At 67.6% G+C, this 18,114-nt stretch carries 13 protein-coding genes; 3 read left to right on the top strand and 10 right to left on the bottom strand.

Features of this window, described 5'->3' with window-relative positions; translation table 11 throughout:
• Nucleotide 1: 1 nt before the first annotated feature.
• The 7 genes from treY to HNO53_RS16215 form a co-directional block, all read right to left on the bottom strand.
• Nucleotides 2-2,794 carry a malto-oligosyltrehalose synthase gene (gene treY / locus HNO53_RS16245; RefSeq protein WP_209473637.1) on the bottom strand — a complete coding sequence of 931 codons (2,793 nt, stop codon included), beginning with the start codon at nucleotides 2,792-2,794 and terminating at the stop codon, nucleotides 2-4.
• Nucleotides 2,787-4,931, bottom strand: a complete 2,145-nt coding sequence (malQ, locus tag HNO53_RS16240; protein ID WP_209473636.1) for a 4-alpha-glucanotransferase — start codon at nucleotides 4,929-4,931, stop codon at nucleotides 2,787-2,789. The genes treY and malQ overlap by 8 nt, the downstream gene beginning before the upstream one ends.
• Nucleotides 4,928-6,742 carry a malto-oligosyltrehalose trehalohydrolase gene (treZ, locus tag HNO53_RS16235; RefSeq protein ID WP_209473635.1) on the bottom strand — a complete coding sequence of 605 codons (1,815 nt, stop codon included), beginning with the start codon at nucleotides 6,740-6,742 and terminating at the stop codon, nucleotides 4,928-4,930. Before treZ ends, malQ begins: the two co-directional genes overlap by 4 nt.
• Entirely contained in the window at nucleotides 6,739-8,358 is a 1,620-nt protein-coding gene (gene glgA, locus HNO53_RS16230) for a glycogen synthase GlgA (protein WP_209473634.1), read from the bottom strand. The genes treZ and glgA overlap by 4 nt, the downstream gene beginning before the upstream one ends.
• A gap of 398 nt (nucleotides 8,359-8,756) precedes the next feature.
• Nucleotides 8,757-8,960, bottom strand: a complete 204-nt coding sequence (locus HNO53_RS16225) for a zf-HC2 domain-containing protein (protein WP_275951375.1) — start codon at nucleotides 8,958-8,960, stop codon at nucleotides 8,757-8,759.
• Nucleotides 8,961-8,965: 5 nt separating this feature from the next.
• Nucleotides 8,966-9,619 (bottom strand): sigma-70 family RNA polymerase sigma factor, encoded by a 654-nt coding sequence (locus tag HNO53_RS16220; protein WP_242597448.1) that lies wholly within the window; start codon nucleotides 9,617-9,619, stop codon nucleotides 8,966-8,968.
• A gap of 71 nt (nucleotides 9,620-9,690) precedes the next feature.
• A complete protein-coding gene (locus HNO53_RS16215; protein ID WP_209473633.1) occupies nucleotides 9,691-10,647 on the bottom strand; it encodes a sulfurtransferase in 957 nt (318 codons plus the stop codon).
• Between the two features lie 281 nt (nucleotides 10,648-10,928).
• Here HNO53_RS16215 and HNO53_RS16210 point away from each other — a divergent pair, with 281 nt between their 5' ends.
• From HNO53_RS16210 to HNO53_RS16200, 3 genes are all read left to right on the top strand, one after another.
• A complete protein-coding gene (locus tag HNO53_RS16210; protein WP_209473632.1) occupies nucleotides 10,929-13,265 on the top strand; it encodes a PqqD family peptide modification chaperone in 2,337 nt (778 codons plus the stop codon).
• 128 nt (nucleotides 13,266-13,393) lie between these two features.
• A complete protein-coding gene (locus HNO53_RS16205; RefSeq protein WP_209473631.1) occupies nucleotides 13,394-13,672 on the top strand; it encodes a hypothetical protein in 279 nt (92 codons plus the stop codon).
• Nucleotides 13,673-13,768: 96 nt separating this feature from the next.
• Nucleotides 13,769-14,362 carry a DinB family protein gene (locus HNO53_RS16200; protein WP_209473630.1) on the top strand — a complete coding sequence of 198 codons (594 nt, stop codon included), beginning with the start codon at nucleotides 13,769-13,771 and terminating at the stop codon, nucleotides 14,360-14,362.
• Here HNO53_RS16200 and HNO53_RS16195 read toward each other — a convergent pair.
• The 3 genes from HNO53_RS16195 to HNO53_RS16185 form a co-directional block, all read right to left on the bottom strand.
• Nucleotides 14,356-14,991: an ATP-binding cassette domain-containing protein gene (locus HNO53_RS16195; protein WP_209473629.1), complete on the bottom strand. Its 636-nt coding sequence runs from the start codon at nucleotides 14,989-14,991 to the stop codon at nucleotides 14,356-14,358. The genes HNO53_RS16200 and HNO53_RS16195 overlap by 7 nt on opposite strands.
• Entirely contained in the window at nucleotides 14,988-16,682 is a 1,695-nt protein-coding gene (locus tag HNO53_RS16190) for an ABC transporter permease (RefSeq protein ID WP_209473628.1), read from the bottom strand. The genes HNO53_RS16195 and HNO53_RS16190 overlap by 4 nt, the downstream gene beginning before the upstream one ends.
• 62 nt (nucleotides 16,683-16,744) lie before the next feature.
• A complete protein-coding gene (locus HNO53_RS16185; RefSeq protein WP_209473627.1) occupies nucleotides 16,745-17,956 on the bottom strand; it encodes an ABC transporter substrate-binding protein in 1,212 nt (403 codons plus the stop codon).
• Nucleotides 17,957-18,114 lie beyond the last annotated feature (158 nt).

Raw genomic sequence — 18,114 nt, 5'->3', positions numbered from 1 at the left:
CCTAGCTCTCCCTATGCCTGTACCGGTTTCGCAGATAGATACCGACGGGAAACGCGTCCAGCAGTTCCTCGACGGCGACATGTTCGTTCCTCACTCCCAGCGTGGTACCCGTCAGCACATTTTGCCAAGCGGCACCTGTCTCGCCAGGGAGATATACCCGCGTGTCGCTCCAGCACGATGGCGGCACGAGGGGCTGCTCGCTGCCTTCCAGTAGCGCCGCACAAAGACGTGGCACCACGACCAGCAGCTGCCGGTCGCCATGGCTGCGCAGGAAGGCGACGAGTCTCTCGCCCTGTTCGCCCTCGACCGCCAGGGGGAGGTAGTCACCGTGGCGGAACAGCTCGGGCCAGTCGTGGCGTAGCCCCAGCAGGCGAGCGATCAGGCCTTGCTTGACGTGGCCGTCCTGCCAGTGGGCCAGTGCCGCGGCGGGGTCGGAGGCCGCGGCGAGTGCGGCCTGACGCGCCACATGGTCGATCGGGCGGCGGTTGTCGGGATCGACCAGGCTGTAGTCCCAGAATTCGCAGCCCTGGTAGAGATCGGGCACGCCGGGCACGGTCAGGCGCAGGGCCGTCTGGGCCAGGCCGTTGAGCGCACCCGACAGGTCCAGCTCGCGGGCTGCCGCTTCGAGCTCCGGGCTCAGCTCGGGAGAGGCCAGCAGCGCTTCCAGATAGCTGCGGCAAGCGCTCTCGTAGTCCTCGTCGGGCCACAGCCAATGGGTGCGCAGCTTGGCCTCGCGCAAGGCCTTCTGCTGCCACTGGGCCAGACGTTCGGCAAAGCGTTGCATGGCGTCGGTGTCGTCGCGCTCGATCGTCGGCGGCCAGGCGCCGAGCAGGACCTGGTAGAGGATCAGCTCGTCGCCGGGAGAGGGGGCAGTCCCGTCAGGCAGCGCCTGGCGCAACGGGGCAGCCAGCTCACGCCATCGCTCCACGCGGGTGGCGAAGGCGCCGGCATGCTCGCTCAGCGCGGCCAGCCGCGCCCGCACGTCCTCGCCGCGCTTGTGATCGTGGGTGGCCGTGGTGACCAGTCCGTGCGGAAAGTGGCGTTCGCGCCAGGCGTTGGTGTCATGGAACCAGCGCGGCGAGTGGCTGAAGTGCTCGCCGTCGAAACCGACGTCGTTGCGCGAGATCAGGGCGGCGCTGCGATAGCCGGCGGTATCCTCCACGGCCTTGGCCGCCACCGGCGAGGTGAGCTGCTGGAAGCGCGTGATGGCGCGCTGGCGAAGCCAGCGCTCCTCGGCGTCGGGGGCGTCGGCGGGCGCCTCGCCACCCAGCCAGCGTTCCAGCCACGCCAGCACCTCGGCGTCCGGTGGGCTCAGTTCGCCGCGGGCGCCGGCCATGGCCTGATCGAAGAAGGGCGCATCGAGTTCGGGGCGGCCACCGTCGTCGGCGTAGGTACGATAGATCGGGAAGTGCACGATCAGCGCCGTCAGCGCCCGGCGCACCGCCGCAAGGGTGATGTCGCGGGTCGCCAGGGAGTGGCGGGCCACGGCATGCAGGGCGCGCGCGCAGGTCTCGAACTCGCTGGTCAGCAGGGTCGTGAGTACCTCGCGGCGGGCCAGGCGCACCTCGGTGGGGAAGTCCTCTTTCCGGCCGCTGACCTGATGCCATAGATCGCCCAGCGGCTCGGCGCCGGCCGGGTCGTGCTGCAAGGCGGAAACGGCATTCATCAGCTCGTAGCCGGTGGTGCCGTCGATGCCCCAGTCGCGATGCAGGGGCTCGTCGGCGGCCACTATCTTCTCGACGAAAATCGCCACGTGGCGGACCGCTCCCGGCGGCCGGCGCTTCTGGCACTCGCCCAGGCGAGCCCGCAGGCGGCGGCAATAGCCGCGCGGGTCGGCCAGGCCATCGACGTGATCGACGCGCAGGCCATCGACCCAACCCTGTTCCACCAGGCGCAAGGGCAGGGCGTGCACGGCCTCGAATACCTCGGGCCGTTCGATGCGCAGCCCGCCGAGCTCGGTGATGTCGAAGAAGCGCCGCCAGTTGATCGCGTCGGCTCCCGTGCGCCACCAGGCCAGACGGTAGGCCTGCTGCTCCAGCAGGTCGTGCAGGCGGATGGCTCCGCCGCGAGTGCTGCCGTCGAACAGTATTAGCAGGTTCTCCAGCGCCTGCCCGACGGCCGGATCGGCCAACGCCTGGCGCAGTTCGCGGCGACATTCGGCGACGGCGGTATAGGCGTCGTCACGCCGTTGCAGGGCATCGAAGCGTGGCGCCAGGTCCCACAGCGCGGCATGTTCGGCCAGACGCAGGATGTCGCCGTAGCGGCGTGGGTCGACGGGAAAGCGATGCTCGTGATAAGTGACGTGAAAACGCAGCGCTGCGGGGTCCAGGCGCAGCACCAGGTCTCCGCCGTGCAGGGCGTCGGCGTAAGGTATGCCGAGGAAGGGTAGCAGCAGCTTGCCGGCGAGCAGTGGGTCGGGCGAATGCCAGTCGATATCGAAGAATCCGGCGTAGGGGCTCGCCCGGCCCCAGGCCAGCACGTCCTGCCACCAGGGATTCTGCGAGCCGCCCACCGCCACATGGTTGGGCACGATGTCGAGGATCAGCCCCATGTCATGCTCGCGCAGGCGGGCGACCAGGCGTTCCAGCGCCGCTTCGCCGCCGAGCTCGGGGTCGATGCGGGTGGGATCGATGCCGTCGTAGCCGTGGGGCGAGCCCGCGCGTGACATCTGCAGCGGCGAGGCATAGACATGGCTGATGCCGAGCCGGGCATAGTAGCCCACCCATTCGGCAGCATCGTCGAGGGTGAAGCCAGAGTGGAACTGCAGACGAACGGTGGCGCGAATCTCACTCATCGCTACCCCCTTCGGGGACGTCGGGGTGTGCGACGCGCTGTGCTTCGCAGCGCGCCTCGGCCAGGCCAGCCAGGCGACCTGCCACTTCGGACGAAGCGAGCAGGCGATCGCTGTCGTCCGGCAGCCGTCGCCGCCAGTTGGGGTGTTGCTCAAGGGTGCCGGGCAGATTGGCCTGCTCCTCGAGCCCCAGGGCATCCTCCAGCGGTAGCAGCGTGAGCGGTGCCGGCGTGAACCCCAACCTCCGCACGGCGGCATCCAGCACTCGCAAAGCGGGCAGGTCGGCGGCGTCCAGTGCCTCGGCCGGCGCCTGACGATCGAGCAGGCCCAGCGCCCGCGCCAAGCGGGCCCGCTCGATACGGCGCTCGGCGTGCTCGCTTTCGGCATCCCGGTCCTCGCCCAGCAGGCCGAGCCGGCTGCGCCAGTCGATGTCACGGCCGGCCCACCAGCCGGCCAGCGTCGGCAGGTCGTGGGTCGAGCTGGTGGCAACGGCGTGCTGCGTCCACTGCTCAGGCGGCAGGAAGCCTCCTTCCTCGTCGCGCTCGAACCACAGTACGCGCATGCCGAGGATGCCGCGACGTGCCAGCTGTCGACGCAAGCCCGGTGCGACGGTACCCAGGTCCTCGCCGATGACGATGGCGCGGTGGCGCCAGGATTCCAGCGCCACCAGGCGCAGCAGGTCGTCCAGCGGATAGCGCACGTAGGCGCCTTCGGTGGGCGATGAGCCATGGGGCACCAGCCACAGGCGCATCAGGCCGAGCACATGATCGATGCGCAGCCCCCCAGCGTGGGTGAAGCCGGCCCGCAGCATGTCGATGAAGCCGGCGAAGCCGCCCTGCACCAGCCCCTGGGGCGAGAAGGGCGCGAGCCCCCAGTCCTGGCCGTGAACGTTGAACGCATCCGGCGGCGCACCGATCGACAGGCCCTCCAGCATCTCGCCCTGACGGCTCCAGGCCTGGCTGCCGGCTGCGTCGGCGCCCACGGCAAGGTCGGCGACCAGCCCGACCGCCATACCGGCCTCCAGGGCCGTGGCCTGGGCACGCGCCAACCCCTCGCTTGCGATCCACTGCAAGAAGGCATGGAAGCCGATCTCATGGGCGTGCTCTTCGGCGAAACGGGCCACCTCGGGGCTTGCCGGGTCGCGCAGTGGCGCCGGCCACTGGCGCCAGTCGCGTTCGCCCAGATGTTGCATCAGCGCCTCGAAGCGGCAGTGTGCCTCGAGCATGGCGCCGCTGCGCTCATCAAAGCCCTGCTCACGAAAGGTCGCCAGGGCCTGGCGGGCGCGTCGTGCCTCGGCGTCTTCGCGATGCATCAGCGCGTCGTAAAGGGTACGTAGCCAGCCGAGCTTGGTCTCTGCTGCACGGGGCCAGTCGACCAGCTCCTGGGCTTCGAGCTGGGCCCGCGTCTCGACCAGCCCGCTGCACTCGATGGCCGCCGCCACCGCTTCCTCGCCAAGCAGCGACTCCGGGGCGACGTGCAGGGCGTGGTAGTGCAGGCGGCTCGAGGGCGAGTAGGGGCTGTAGTGTTTCACATCGGCGCTGAACATGGCGTGCATCGGGCTCACGGCCAGCGCCGAGGCACCGGATTGGGCGGCGTGGCGTACCAGTTGCTCCAGGGCCAGGGTGTCGCCGAGGCCGCCGTCGCCAGGCCGGCGCAGCGCATAGAGCTGGGCCGCCAGCCCCCACAGGCGTGGCGGCTCGCTGACGCCCGTATCCGCTAGGGTGAAGCAGCGCGGCGGAGCCACGGCCAGGCTCAGCTCGGCGGCGGCGATCTGCAGGCGGTGGTAGCCGGGCTCGTCGATACCGGGCAGCTCGCTGCGCTCGTCGAGCATGCCATCACGCTGCTCGCCATTCTCCAGCACGAGCCGATAGCGGGTCCCGGGGGGCAGCAGCGAGGGCAGCGACGTAGTCGCACCCTGCTCGGCGGTGATCAGCGGTGGCCACTCTTGCGGCGGGGCGGGAGGCTGCAACCGCGCCAGGCTGGCGGAGATCTCGCCCGCGCTCGTGGCCGGGTAGCCGAGCCGGGCCAGCAGGTCGCGCTGGGACGCGCTACCGAGTCGGCGGAGGCGGCCCTCGCTGTCTTCCCACTCGACGATGAGGCCGGCGGCGTCGGCCAGTCGTCTCAGTCCCTCCTCGCTCATGCGCACAGCTCCTCGTCGCCGGGTACTTGCTTGAGCCAGGCCGCGGCACAGCGCGGCGGCAGGCTGCCGCTCTCGGTGGCCATCGCCACGCCCTCGCGGGTCTCGTACAGGCATCGCCCGACACCGAAGGCGCGGGTGGCCGCGGTCCGTTCCCCGAGATTCAGGGCGATAACCAGGTGGGTGTCGTCGTTCATCTGCCAACGGGCGACGACGGCACCCTCGTCGAGTGTCTCGGCGCCGAGCGCCCGCGCGCCATCCAGGCGTGGCACGATCTCGGCATGGCGTATCGCCAGCAGATGCCGGACGAAGGCCAGCCATTCGGCATGGGGCGAGGTGTCTCGAGCTTCAATGTCGGGCCTGGATGCCTCGAAGGTGGCCGCATCGTTGGGGTCGGGAATCAGCGCGCGCGAGGCAGGATCCCGAAAAGCGCTGAACGCGGCGAACTCCGCCCGGCGGCCTTCGCGCACGGCCTCGGCCAGCGCATCGTGGTGGTCGGTGAAAAACAAAAAGGGCTGCTCACTGGCCCACTCCTCGCCCATGAAAAGCAGCGGCACCATGGGCGAGAGCAACAGCGACAGCGTGGCGGCTGCCAGCGTTTCCTGCCTGGCGAGCCGGGACAGGCGCTCGCCCATGGCACGATTGCCGATCTGGTCGTGGTTTTGCAGGAAGGCGACGAAGGCGGTCGGCGGCAGGTGGGCGCTCGGCGTGCCGCGTGGAGCGCCTTGGCGCGTGGCATCGCCCTGATAAATGAAGCCCTCGCCCAGGCAGCGTGCCAGCTTGTGCGTCGGGGCGTCGGCGAAGTCGCCGTAGTAGCCTTCGCTCTCGCCGGTGAGCATTACGTGCATCACGTTGTGCCAGTCGTCGTTCCACTGCGCCGTGAACAGGCACAGGTCGATCAGGTCGGCATCGTTGTGCTCGTTCTCCAGCACCAGATGAACGTAGCGTCGCGGATCGATGCGGCTGCGCAGCGTCTCGGCCATCTCGACCAGGAAGTCGCGCTCGCCGATGGCATGTACCGCATCGAAGCGCAGGCCGTCGAAGCGGTACTCATCGAGCCACATCAGGGCGTTTTCGATGAAGAAGCGGCGCACCATGGGCTGGCGAAAATCGATGGCCGGCCCCCAGGGCGTCTGCCGGTCGCCGCGAAAGAAGGCCCCGGCATAGTGGGGAAGGTAGTTGCCGTCCGGCCCGAAGTGGTTGTAGACGACGTCGAGGAAGACCATCAGCCCCAGGCCATGGGCGTCGTCAATGAAGGCCTTGAGCGCGCCGGGGTCGCCGTAGGCTTCGTCCACGGCGTAGGGAAGCACGCCGTCATAGCCCCAGTTGCGAGCACCGGGAAAGGCCGCTACCGGCATCAGCTCCACCGCCGTGATGCCCAGTTCGGCCAGGTAGGGCAGTTCTCGGCGGACCGCCTCCAGGCCGCCCAGCGCCCCCAGGTGCAGCTCGTAGAGCACCGTCTCGTGCCAGGGCCGGCCCTGCCAGTCGGCATGGCGCCAGGCGTGCTGGTAGGGGTCGATCACCAGACTCGCCCCCTCGACGCCTCCCTCCTGGGCGCGTGACGCAGGGTCGGCTACGGCGATACCCTGCGTCGCGCCGCCGACAAAGACGCGATAGCGATAGCGAGCGCCGTGGTCGCAGGGTGCCCCGCCGACGAAGCGCCCTTCGCCGGCATGGGCCATGGCGATGGGTGCAAGGCCTTCCACTTCGAGATCGACCCGGCTGGCACTGGGTGCCCACAACGAGAACTGGGTCCACTGCGGGCCGATGACCTGGGCACCGAAGGTGTAATGGAGCCGGTCTGCTTCGTTCATGCCGAGCTGCGTGCCTCCACACCGGCTTCTTCGCTGATGCGTTGGTAGAGCTGCGTATAGGGTGCGATCGACTGACGCCAATGATAGCGACCGGTCATGGCGGCCCGGCGCATGGCGTAGAACAGCTCCGTGGAGTGGTAGACCGAAAAGGCTTGCTGAATCGCCTGCATGAAGCCGGCCAGGTCGACCTCGTCGAACAGGAAGCCGGTCACGCCATCCTCGATGGTGTCGGCCAGGCCGCCGGTACGGTGGGCGATGGGCAGCGAGCCGAAGCGCTGGGCGTACATCTGACTCAAGCCGCAGGGCTCGAAGCGCGACGGCATCAGCAGGAAGTCGCTGCCGGCGTAGATGCAGCGCGCTTCCTCTTCATCGAAGCCGATGTAGACGCCCACGGCGCCAGGGTAGCGTTCGGCCAGGCGGTCGAGCTGTGCCTCGACGCGTCGCTCGCCCTTGCCGATGAATACCAGCTGCCCGCCGGCCTGGACGATGTGGGGGGCAGCGTCGATGACCAGGTCGACTCCCTTCTGGTGCACCATGCGCGAGACCATGGCGAACAGCGGTCCGGCGCTTGGGCCCAGGCCGAAGCGGTGGCGCACGTAGTCGGCGTTGGCCCGTTTGCCGCGCCAGTCGTTGGAGGAAAAAGCCTGGACCAGATGGGCGTCGGTGCGCGGGTCCCAAGAATCGTCGATGCCGTTGGGAATGCCGCTGAGGCGTCCCTGCTCAGCCTTGCAGCGCAACAGACCCTCCAGGCCGCAGCCGAAGTCGGGCGTAGTGATCTCCTGGGCGTAGGTCGCGCTGACCGTGGTCACATGCGAGGCATGGACGATGCCGGCCTTCATGAAGGAGAGTTTGCCGTAATACTCGACGCCTTCGATGTGAAACGCCGAATCGGGAATGCCCAGGGCCGCGCAGCGAGACGCATCGTACAGGCCCTGATAGGCCAGGTTGTGGATCGTGAACACGCTGGGTACGTTGCGCCCCATCCAGTGCAGGTAGGCCGGTGCCAGCCCACACGCCCAGTCGTTGAGGTGCAAGAGCTGCGGCTGCCAGTCGAGCCCGGCATGGCCGGCACCGATCTCGGCTGCGGCCAGCGACAGACGGGCGAAGCGGACATCATTGTCCTCCCAGCCACTGCTGCCATATCCGCCCGGCCCGGTGCCGTAGGGGCCACCTTCTCGTTCGTAGAGTTCAGGGCAGAGCAACACATAGATGATCAGGCCGTCGTCACAAGTCATTTCGCCGATGTCGCAGGCAGGCAGATCGGCGTGAGCGGGAAGCTGACCGACGCGGCGGATCTCGCGTGACGAGGCGACGACTTCCCGGTAGGCGGGTATCAGGATGCGAATGTCGTGATGGGCCGCCAGCGCCCGGGGAAGGGCCGAAGACACGTCGCCAAGCCCCCCGACCTTGACGAAATCGGCAATTTCGGAAGTGACGAAGAGGACGCGCTGTGAGGGAAGGCTCGGCGCGCCGTGTCCGCGCGGATCGTCGCTATCGTTGTCACCCTCCTCGACGTGGCGTTCGGCAAGAGGTACATCGCCACCGAGTGTCAACGAGCGGCTTCGACCGTCGTTTCCGGTTTCGTAATTGATACCCTTCAGTGCCACATTGCCCATGATGACGGACCTCCCTGTTGTGGCATGGCCAAGATGCTTAGACGGTCCCCTTTTCCTTTCGAGGCGCTTGCTTTCAGGCGGTTCCTGGCCTTGAGAAGAAGCAGGCAGAAGGTGACGTTGCATAGGTATAGTCGATGAATCCTAAGGGGGCGAAGTGAAATTCGCCCATAACCTGAGTAAAGCCGAGACGGGAACGGGGGCATGGGCCGTCACTGCGCGAAGTCGTCGTATCGACGTTCTGCAGCACTTACTACGTGGCGGATTTCCTTGACGAATCGTTACCCAAAGTACGGCCGTCGGTCCGGCATCATGGGCAGCGTTCCTTCGTTTCAATCCGTTCAGAAACGGACGGCTTTGCTGGTGGGGCTTGGGGTGAGGAAAGATAAAGGTGGGAGATTTCACTCTTGATTGGAAGATGAAGGCTCTTCCGCCGACGGCGCCGAGGTGAAGCGATCACCCGCCCGGTGCAGCAGCTCGAATTGCCGGTTGCACTGGCAGCAGGCCCCGCACATGGAGAGATGGAACCGCAAGGATATGCGTTCAGACCAGCGCAGTGGGCGGTCGAGACGTTGCGACATCAATTCCGTGGCGCGACGACACATGATCATCAAGCGTCTTCTCCTGTCAGCCAGCCCTGCTCGATGCAGCTCCGCAGTCGCAACCGCGCGCGATGCAGGATGATCCAGCAGTTGTTTTCCTTGATCGCCAGTTCCCGGCAGATCTGTTCGGTCGTGAGGCCCATCAGCTCGCGAAGCGAAAAGACCCGGGCTTGAGTGTCCGGCAGCACGATCATGCAGGCATCGAACACCTTCCAGAAACGCTCGTTTTCGAATACCGCCTCGGGCTCGCCCCAACTGCTGGGACGGGCTTCCTTCTGCCAGCGCCCGCTCTGCTGAAACTGGCGGTCGATGGCGTCGTCATCGCTTTCGTCCTCGAGCGGCTGCCACAGTCCCTGGCGCTTCTGGGCACGCATGATATCGAGGATCTTGTGCTTGAGAATGCCGAAGACCCAGGTTTCGTAGCCGGAGCGGCCGGAGAAGCTGGCATCCTTCTCGATGGCGGCTTCCAGGGCGTCCTGCACGGCGTCTTCCGCAGCGGTGTTTTGGCGTAGATGCAAACGGGCGAAGGAGAGCAGCCGCGGACGGACGGCGGCCAGGCGCTGCATCCGATCCTGCTGGTTCCCTGCGGATGCTGCACCTGGCGAGGCAGCGTCACGCCCCTGCTCTATCTCGCCGGAAGCATCCGCTGGCTCATCGTTCACGCAATACCTCTCAATGTGCTTCGGGGGCCTGGGTAGCAGCGACACAGGCTGCGTTTAGTTGTCATCATGTTTCAATCAAGCAGTTCGCCTACCTTCACGGTGCCGCGGTCGGCCAGATGCACGGGGCGCGAGTCGTCGCGGGTCCAGGCGGCCATCGAACCGTCGTACATGGTGACGTTGTCGAGACCTCCGACTTCGCTGAGCTGAAACCAGCCGCTGGAGGCCCAGTGACCGGTGTTGCAGAAGGCGACGGTCGGCGCTTCGCGGTCCAGTCCCAAGGCATCGATGGCTGCCGTCAGCCGCTCGGGCTCCAGGTACCAGGCGCCGTTGCGTTCCACCAGCGCATCATGGTGGGGCAGGTTCACCGCGCCGGGAATGGTGCCCGGCACCCGCGCGGCGGGCGACTGCTCCTCGCCGCGGTAGAACCCCTCGGGACGGGCATCGACCAGTTGCTCGCCGGCCTGGCGTGACGCTTCGACCTCCGCGTCGGTGGCCAGCAGTTCCTCGCGCAGCGTCGCGCTGAAGGAAGTCGCCTCGGGCGAGTCGGTCGGGCCGCTGGCGGTTTCGAAACCCTGCTGCTCCCAGCCGGCAAAGCCGCCGTTGAGGATCGCCACCTCGTCATGGCCCAGTGCCTTGAAGGTCCAGTAGACCCGAGCTGCGCTGCCGAAGTCGGTTGGGCCGGTACCGGCGGGTACGACGACTACGGTGTCAGCGTTGCCGATCCCCAGGTCGCCGATCAGCTCGGCCAGCGCCTCGGTATCAGGCATCAGACCGGCCACGCCATCGCGCTCCTCGCGCCAGCCATCCTCGGCGTAGTTGCTGTAGCGGCTGCCGGGAATACGGGCGGCTTCGAAGGCGGCACGGTCGCCGCCGTCATCGATGGCGGAGCGCACGTCCAGTACCACGAGAGCGTCATTGTTCCGTTGACCATCGAGCCATTCGGCATCGACCAGGGGAGAGGGGTGCATCGCCTGGGCGGTGCCGGCAAACGCCAGCGCGCCGGCCGCCACGATCAGTGGGGTTCGCATGAGACTGTCCTCCTCGCAGGGGATGGAAAGGAGCCTAGGCCGAGGCCAACGAGGTCGCAACGTTTCGTCGAGAACGCTTTCCGTTCGATACATTCCCCACGGGTATAACACCCCGGGCCTTCTTCAGCGACAGAGTGATGATTGACTGCTATCGGTTGTAAGGAACGCGCGGTTGCGTCGACACAGACTGAGGGGCCCGGTAATCCTCCTAGCCCCAATGGTCGCCGACAGCGGTGTGCATGCGGCCACGCGTCGATAACAAGACACAGGAGATCGCGAGCATGACGGAGCAGCAGCCGCCCCTAAGGCGTTTCTGGCTGGCGGGCAAGCGGGCCGCCGAGCAGGACCGATTCTTTCGCGAGGCCCTCGAAGCCCGGGGCTGGGAGGAGGGCGACGAGCGCCACTGGGATGCCGCCTGGGTCACCGGCATGCCCGAGCCCGCTCAGTTCCGCAACGCCTCGTCCCGGCGGCGGATCAACCACTTTCCCGGCAATGCGGCGCTGACCGTCAAGAGCCGGCTGCACGAGAGCCTGGCGAACCTGCGCGTGCGCCTGGTCGATGGCTTCGGCGAGCGGCACTCCTTGACCTCGCGCCTGGATTTCTTCCCCCGCGCCTATGTCATGCCGCACGATTATCACGCCCTGCAGCAGGCCGCTCGGGATAACCCCGCCCAGCGCTGGATCCTGAAGCCGACCAATGCCTCCAAGGGCAAGGGCGTGCGGGTGCTGCGCGATGCCGGCGAGGCACCGCTGGCGCCCGACTGGCTGGTGCAGGAGTACCTCGATCATCCGCATACCATTCGCGGGCACAAGTACGTGCTGCGGCTCTACGTGCTGATTGCCTCGCTCGCGCCGCTGCGGGTCTACCTCTATCGCCAAGGCTTCGCCAAGCTCGCCTCCGAGCCCTGGGACCCGGACGATGCCGACAACCCCTACAGCCAATTGACCAATCCCGACATCAATGCGCTCAACACTCGCGCCGAGGTGCCGGTGGAGTTCATCGATCTCGACCGCTACCGCGCCTGGCTGCGCGAACAGGGGCATGACGACGCGGTGCTGTTCGAGCGCATCGAGGAACTCGTGAGCCTAACCGCCATCGCCGGTGTCGATGCGATGCGCAGCCGCACCGTCGCCGTGGGCGCCGAGCCGAAGGGCTGCTACGAATTGCTGGGTCTCGACTGCCTGATCGACGACGCCCTCAAGCCGTGGATTCTCGAATGCAACCTGAGCCCGTCGCTGGGGACCTGTGCCGCGCCCGAAAGCGGCGGGCTCATCGAGGAGCGGATCAAGGGCGACCTGGTGCGCGACCTGATCGCCCTGACCGGCCTGGCTGACAGCGAGGCTGCCGAAGCCTCTGAACTGCTGGCCGAAGCCGAGGCGGAGCTGGCCAGGGCCGGCGGCTTCCGGCGCCTGCTGCCCGCCATCGTTCCTGAGCGCTACCTGGCGTACTTTTCGTTGCCCACGCCCGAGGATCTGGAACTCGCCGATGGTTTGGCCGGCCGCCGTGTGTCACGCCCCAAGCTGATGCGCCGTCGCGTCAGCGAGTTCTATGACGACCAGCAGTTGGCCCTCTATGACGCCGAGAGTGGTCGTCTGTATCGCCCCAACGACACCGCGGCGCTGATCTGGCTACTGGCCACCGAAGGGCTCGATCCCGAGGCAATCGTCGAGGCACTGGAAGCGGCGACCGCCGAGGCGGGAGATGCCCTCGACGCCGAAGCGTTGCGCCGTGAGGTTTGGTCGACGCTTGCGGAGTGGTGCCGCCTGGGCCTGCTGTGTCAGCGCGGTGAGGTTGGGGCCGCGCTACCGGAACATGACGCTGCTGGCGCACCGCCGACGAATGACGAGGCCGGCCAGACAGTGCTGCTGGCGCACGAACAGCGGCGCTGGGCACTGGAGGTGACCGACATCGCTGCCATGGAGCGCCTGCAGGCGGGATTCGGAGAGGGGCTCATGCCGCTTGGCGCCGAGGCGGCCCAGGGGTTGTCGCGGCTGGCGCTGCTGAAGGCGGCGGCGGGTTATGCCCTGGCGTCGGACGATACGCTGATCGCCTCACGCCTGACGCTCCCGGCCATCGTTCCGGCACTGACGGAGTTCCTGCTGCGTCAGGCCGCGACGCCTGGGCAGCCGGTGATCGATGCCTATCTGGTGCTGATGCCGGCAGGCAACGCCGCGCTCTGTATCGCCAGTGATGCCCAGGCGCGGGAGGCGCTGGCCGCCCTGCCTTCGGCTCTCCGCAGCCGGTTCTCCCGTGGCGTCAGGCTGGTGCAGGAGGGCGAACAGGTGCGCCTGGAACCGCTCGGCCTGCCGGGGCTGGGAGCGGTTTCACCCGCGGCGGAAGCCTTTCCGGCGCTACCACGCGAGCTGCCGGTCTGGGTCATGGCCGGCAAGGAGTCCGCGCCCGCTACCCCAGCGCCGCTGTCCCGTCTCGATGCCCTGGCGGCGCTGCTGCCGGGCTGCCGTACGGCCGGCGGCGAGCCTCCTTCGGCGGAGACGATACAACAGCTGGACCGCTGGCTGGAGGAAAGAACGTGCTGGACCGTTGCCGTCGAATCCACGCTGACACAGCTGGGCGACTCTCAACCAACCCCGGCCGACGCCATGGCAGCCGGGAACTGAGCAGCCGGTGACCCACCCGTGTGGGCCACCTGCCGAAACGGGCACGACAAGCCCGCTTCGTTGTCAGGCGGCGCGATGGCCTCTGGCTGCATGCCGCCTTCACATCATGACCTTGAGGAGAAGACGATATGACAGAGCACGAGGAGAAGCGCCGCACGCTGTTGAGCCGGCTGAGCCGCCGCCTCGGCTACGCGGCTCCTGCCCTGGCGCTTGTGGCGAGCGGTACTGCGTTGCAGGCCGTGGCCGACGAGGCCGGCACGCAGCCGGCCTATACCAGTGGCCAGGAGGCGCCGCTGATGCTGGCCGAAGCGCACGAGGAGAAGAAGCCTGAAGCGGAAGGTGAGGCGGAAGGCGAGGCCGAGGGCGAAGCGGAAGGAGAAGCGGAAGCCGAGGCCGAAGGCACCTAGGGATATCTCGTCCCGCCGTGTTCCGTGCCGGGCCCTGACGTGACCCGGTGCGGAGCCGGCAACCCAAGGCCCGTCCACTCAAGAAGGGAAAGGCGCATGAGCGAACAACAAGACACTGCCGGTCTCTACAGCCTCATCGAGGAGAACCGGCTGGCCCTGTATCAGTTGCAGGCGTTCCTGGAGCGGCTGACCCCCGCCTTTTACCGATACACCTTTGGCCCGACGGGGCGCCAGAGCCTGGGCAAGCACGTGCGTCATATTCTCGACCACTACGATGCCCTGCTGGTCGGTGCCGGAGCTGGAAGTATCGACTACGAGAACCGTCGGCGCGACGAACGGCTCGAGACCGAGCCGGAGCTGGCCGTGGCGCGGGTTGCCGAGATCTGCGCTGCACTGCCAGGCCTGGAGGCGCATCGGTCGGCCACGCTGCAGCTGCGATATCCCGTCGAGGGGGCTAGCGGCAGCCTGGTATTGACCACCAGCCTGCCCCGTGAGCTGGCCTTCCTTACCAGCCATACCGTACACCACATGGCCTTACTGGGAATGATTGCGGAGAGCCTCGGCGTGGACTTGCCGGTGCATTTCGGCGTCCATCCGTCGACGCTGCGGTTTTGGCAGCGAAGCGCAATCGCGCCTCAGGCATCCGGCTTGCTCTCCAGCCAGAGCAAGGCTGGACTTGTCTCTCAATGACTGAGTTCGATCACCCGGCCGCCGGCCTCCTCGGCGTCCTCCCTGTCATGGGTGACGAGCAGGCTGGGCAGGCCCGCCTCGCGCAGCCGGTCGAAGACCAGTCGGCGCATGTCGTGGCGTAGCGGCCTGTCGAGTTTGGAGAAGGGCTCATCGAGCAGCACCGCCCTGGGCGCCGAGAGCAGCAGGCGCATCAGGGCCACGCGGGCCTTCTGGCCGCCCGAGAGCGTCGCGGGGTCGCGCTGACCGAAGCCGGCCAGGCCGATCCGTTCCAATGCCGCTTCGATTTGCCCGGCCTTGTCGGGGGCGGCGTTGGGCATGCCGAAGCGCAGGTTGCCGGCCACCGAGAGGTGTGGAAACAGCAGCGGGTCCTGGAACAGCAGGCCGATGCCGCGCCGCTCCGCCGGCAGCCGGGTGATGTCGTGCCCATCGAGCAAGACCCGACCGCTGGCCTGAAAGGCGGGCGCAAGAAAGCCCGCCAGGTAGGCCAGCAGGGTTGACTTGCCGGAGCCGGATGGCCCCATCACGGTGTACACCTCGCCGGGACCGATCTCTGCGTCGAGTTTGAGCAGTGTGTTGCCCTCCAGAACGATGCGGACATCGTCCAGCACCAGGCGGTGGCCTGCGCTCATGGCGAACCCCTCATGTTACGTCGGTTGGACCAGAGCAGCCGTGGCAGCCCCACGGCGATGATGAAGCCCACCAGCGGCAGGCTGGCCTGGACCAGTGCCCACACGCCGATCACCCGCCGGTTGCCGCCGGCGGCCAGAGACACCGCCTCGGTGGTCACCGTGGCGATGCGCCCGGCACCGAGCAGCAGGGTGGGAAGGTACTGGCCGATGCTGACGGCCAGGCCCACGGCGCCGGCGGTGAGCAGCGGTGCGAGCAGCATGGGCAGGCGCACGCGCCAGAAAATAGCGTTGCGCGAGGCGCCCAGGCTCAGCGCCAGCTGCGTCCAGCGCGGATCGAAACGGCGGTAGGCTTCGGCAAGTGACAGGAACGCGTAGGGCAATACGAACAGTAGGTGGCCGAAGATCACCAGCCATAGCCGTGGCCGCGTACCCAGCGATTCCATGACCACTACTAGGCCGAACAGGAAGGCGATCTGCGGCACGATCAACGGCAGATAGAGCAGCGTCAGTGCCGAGAGCAGCTTGCCCTCGGCCGGTCGGCGGCCGCTTCGCTGCTCGTTTTCCAGCGCCGCCAGCGTCAGGGTCAGGGCGAGCAGCGTGGCGCCGATGGCGATCAGCGCCGTGGTGGCAATCGGTCCTGCCAGGGTGGGCAGGGCGCGCAGCCAGTGAGTTGCAGTAAGGCTCTGGGGCAGGGTATCGGGAAAGCGCCACAAGCCGGCGATCGAGCTGAGCGCGAGGCCGGCCAGACCCACGAAGGCGGTAAGCGAGGCCAGCAGGATCAGCCCCTTGCCCGCCAGGCGTAGCGGCCGCTCGCCCTGCCCGCGCCCGCCGCGGGCGAGCCAGTGCCGCCCCAGCCGGGCGACGAGGCGCTCGAGGCAACACCAGGCGATCAGTGCCGTCGCCGTGACGCCGAGCTGTAACACGGCGCCCGCCGAGGCCATGAAGCGCCGGGAGAGGTCGGGGTCGTTGAACCAGGTGAGAATCGATACCGCCAGCGTCGGCGGCAGCGTCGGGCCGAGAATCAGTGCCACGTCGACCACCGAGGTGGCATAGGCGATGACGGCAAAGACCGGCAGTCGTATCAAGGGGTAGAGCGAAGGGGCGACCACCTTGAGCCAGGCCGTCATGGGGCGATAACCGAGCGAACGGGCCATGGCCACGCGTCGTTCCGCATCGAGCTGGGGCAGGGCGGCGAGGCACATCAGCAGCAGAAAGGGGGTTTCCTTGATGACGAGGCCGGCCATCAGCGAGAGCCCCCAGGGATCGTTGACGATCAACAGGTCCGGGGGGCGCTGCCAACCGGTCAGCCCCGGCGAGACCAACCGGGCCAGCAACCCCGAAGGGGCGATCAGGAATGCCAGGCCGAAGGCGGCGGCGGCATGGGGGAGCGACAGCAGCGGTGCGACCAGCCGCCGAATCCAGCGATCCAGTCGGCTGCCCGACACGCTGGCCAGGAACAGCAGCACCACGGCAAGCGATACGGCCGTGGTGAACAGGCCGCTGGCGAAACTCACACCCACCGAATGGGCGAGCCCGGGTTGGGCGAGTAGTTCGCGCCAGGGAGCCAGGCTGAAGGCATCGCCACCCAGTGCCGGCAGGTAGCCGAAGGCGGGCAGCAATGCCATCACCAGGCCGGCCAGTATCGGGCCGACCAGCAGGGTGACGATCAGCAGCGGGGCGAGGCGCAGCATCAGGGCCCGGCGCCTCTCACCAGGTGGAGGCGGTCGTTACGTGCGGTCATGTCGCTCGCTTCCTAGCGACCGACATAGCGCGCCTGCCAGGCGTCCTGCAGCGCCGTCATCCAGCTCGGGTGCGGTTCCGGCAGGGTCTCGGCCAGGGCTTCCGGGGTCAGCAGGGCGGGGTTGTCGCTCTGCTGCTCGAACAGTGCACGGCTCTCGTCATCGAGGCGTGCCACGTCGAGCACGGTGGGGTCGCCCCACACCGCGAGATCCTGCTTGCGTGCCTGGGCTTCGGGCGAGAGCAGCAAGTTGGCCACGACCATGGCGCCGGCCCGGCGGGGGGAATTGTAGGGAATGGCGACGAAGTGCACGTTGCCCAGGGTGCCGCCGTCGAGCACGTAGCTGCGGGTCGACTCGGGTAGCTCGAAGTCGGCCACCGCGGCGGCAGGCTCCGCCGGGTTGAAGGTGAAGGCCAGCGCCAGTTCGCCATCGGCCATCAGGCTGCGCAGCTCGGGACCATTGGCGGGGAATTGCCGGCCGCTGCGCCACAGGTGAGGGTGCAGGGCGTCGAGGTAGTGCCACAGCGGGGCCGTGACGGTCTCGAAATCGCTCTGCGCCACCGGTTCGTAGAGAGCGTCGCTATCGTCGGCCAGGGCGATGAGCGCCTGCTTGAGAAAGGTGCTGCCGAGGAAGTCGGGAATGCGCGGATAGGCGAAGCGCCCAGGATTGGCTTCGGCCCAGGCGAGCAGCTCCTCCATGCTGCGTGGCGGCGCTTCGTCGAGTTCCGCCGCGTCGTAGTAGAAGGTGATCTGCGCCTTGCCCCAGGGTGACTCGTAGCCTTCCGTGGGCAGCGTGAAGTCGTTGACCACCTCGGGGTTGTGCTCGGGGTGGGTCAGGGCGAAGTTCGGTAGCTGCTCGGCGAAGGGGCCGTAGAGCAGCGCGTTCTCTTTCATGGCGGCGAAGTTCTCGCCGTTGATCCAGATGAGATCGACGCTGCCGTCGTCGTGATTGCCCGCGCTGCGCTCGGCCAGGACCCGCGAGACGGCGGAGCCGGTGTCGTCGATCTTGACGTGTACCAGCTCGATGTCGTGCTCGGCCCGTACGCGGCTTTTGACCCAGGCGATGTAGTCGTTGACCCGCGTGTCGCCCGCCCAGGCGTGCCAGTAGACAGTCTGGCCGCGGGCCTCTTCGAGCACGCTCTCCCACTCCTGCGGGGGGGAGGCCGCGTGGAGCGGGAAGGCCAGCATGGCAGCCAGTGGCAAGGCACACAGTAGACGCAGCGACATCGACGCATTCCTCAATTGGGTGGATCGTACGTTCATGAGCGTACCCACATGGTCGCGAAGCTGCTGCCATCCTTACACATTTTCTCTTGCTCCCGCCAAGTCGTGTAAGGCGGAGCCGGGCTGGGCGACAGAGCCTTACCGCTGACGAACAGCGGCGA

Origin of the sequence: Billgrantia antri, assembly GCF_017868935.1 — a bacterium.
GTDB classification, from domain to species: Bacteria; Pseudomonadota; Gammaproteobacteria; order Pseudomonadales; family Halomonadaceae; genus Halomonas; species Halomonas antri.
The sequence above is the reverse complement of the archived record's forward strand: the minus strand, read 5'-3'. Positions and strand labels throughout refer to the sequence as shown.

Bases quoted from the DNA above. Each gene is read 5' to 3' on its own strand.
- treY (WP_209473637.1), bottom strand. From the start codon at position 2,794: ATGAGTGAGATTCGCGCCACCGTTCGTCTGCAGTTCCACTCTGGCTTC.
- malQ (WP_209473636.1), bottom strand. From the start codon at position 4,931: ATGAGCGAGGAGGGACTGAGACGACTGGCCGACGCCGCCGGCCTCATC.
- treZ (WP_209473635.1), bottom strand. From the start codon at position 6,742: ATGAACGAAGCAGACCGGCTCCATTACACCTTCGGTGCCCAGGTCATC.
- glgA (WP_209473634.1), bottom strand. From the start codon at position 8,358: ATGGGCAATGTGGCACTGAAGGGTATCAATTACGAAACCGGAAACGAC.
- HNO53_RS16225 (WP_275951375.1), bottom strand. From the start codon at position 8,960: ATGTGTCGTCGCGCCACGGAATTGATGTCGCAACGTCTCGACCGCCCA.
- HNO53_RS16215 (WP_209473633.1), bottom strand. From the start codon at position 10,647: ATGCGAACCCCACTGATCGTGGCGGCCGGCGCGCTGGCGTTTGCCGGC.
- HNO53_RS16210 (WP_209473632.1), top strand. From the start codon at position 10,929: ATGACGGAGCAGCAGCCGCCCCTAAGGCGTTTCTGGCTGGCGGGCAAG.
- HNO53_RS16205 (WP_209473631.1), top strand. From the start codon at position 13,394: ATGACAGAGCACGAGGAGAAGCGCCGCACGCTGTTGAGCCGGCTGAGC.
- HNO53_RS16200 (WP_209473630.1), top strand. From the start codon at position 13,769: ATGAGCGAACAACAAGACACTGCCGGTCTCTACAGCCTCATCGAGGAG.
- HNO53_RS16195 (WP_209473629.1), bottom strand. From the start codon at position 14,991: ATGAGCGCAGGCCACCGCCTGGTGCTGGACGATGTCCGCATCGTTCTG.
- HNO53_RS16190 (WP_209473628.1), bottom strand. From the start codon at position 16,682: ATGCTGCGCCTCGCCCCGCTGCTGATCGTCACCCTGCTGGTCGGCCCG.
- HNO53_RS16185 (WP_209473627.1), bottom strand. From the start codon at position 17,956: ATGTCGCTGCGTCTACTGTGTGCCTTGCCACTGGCTGCCATGCTGGCC.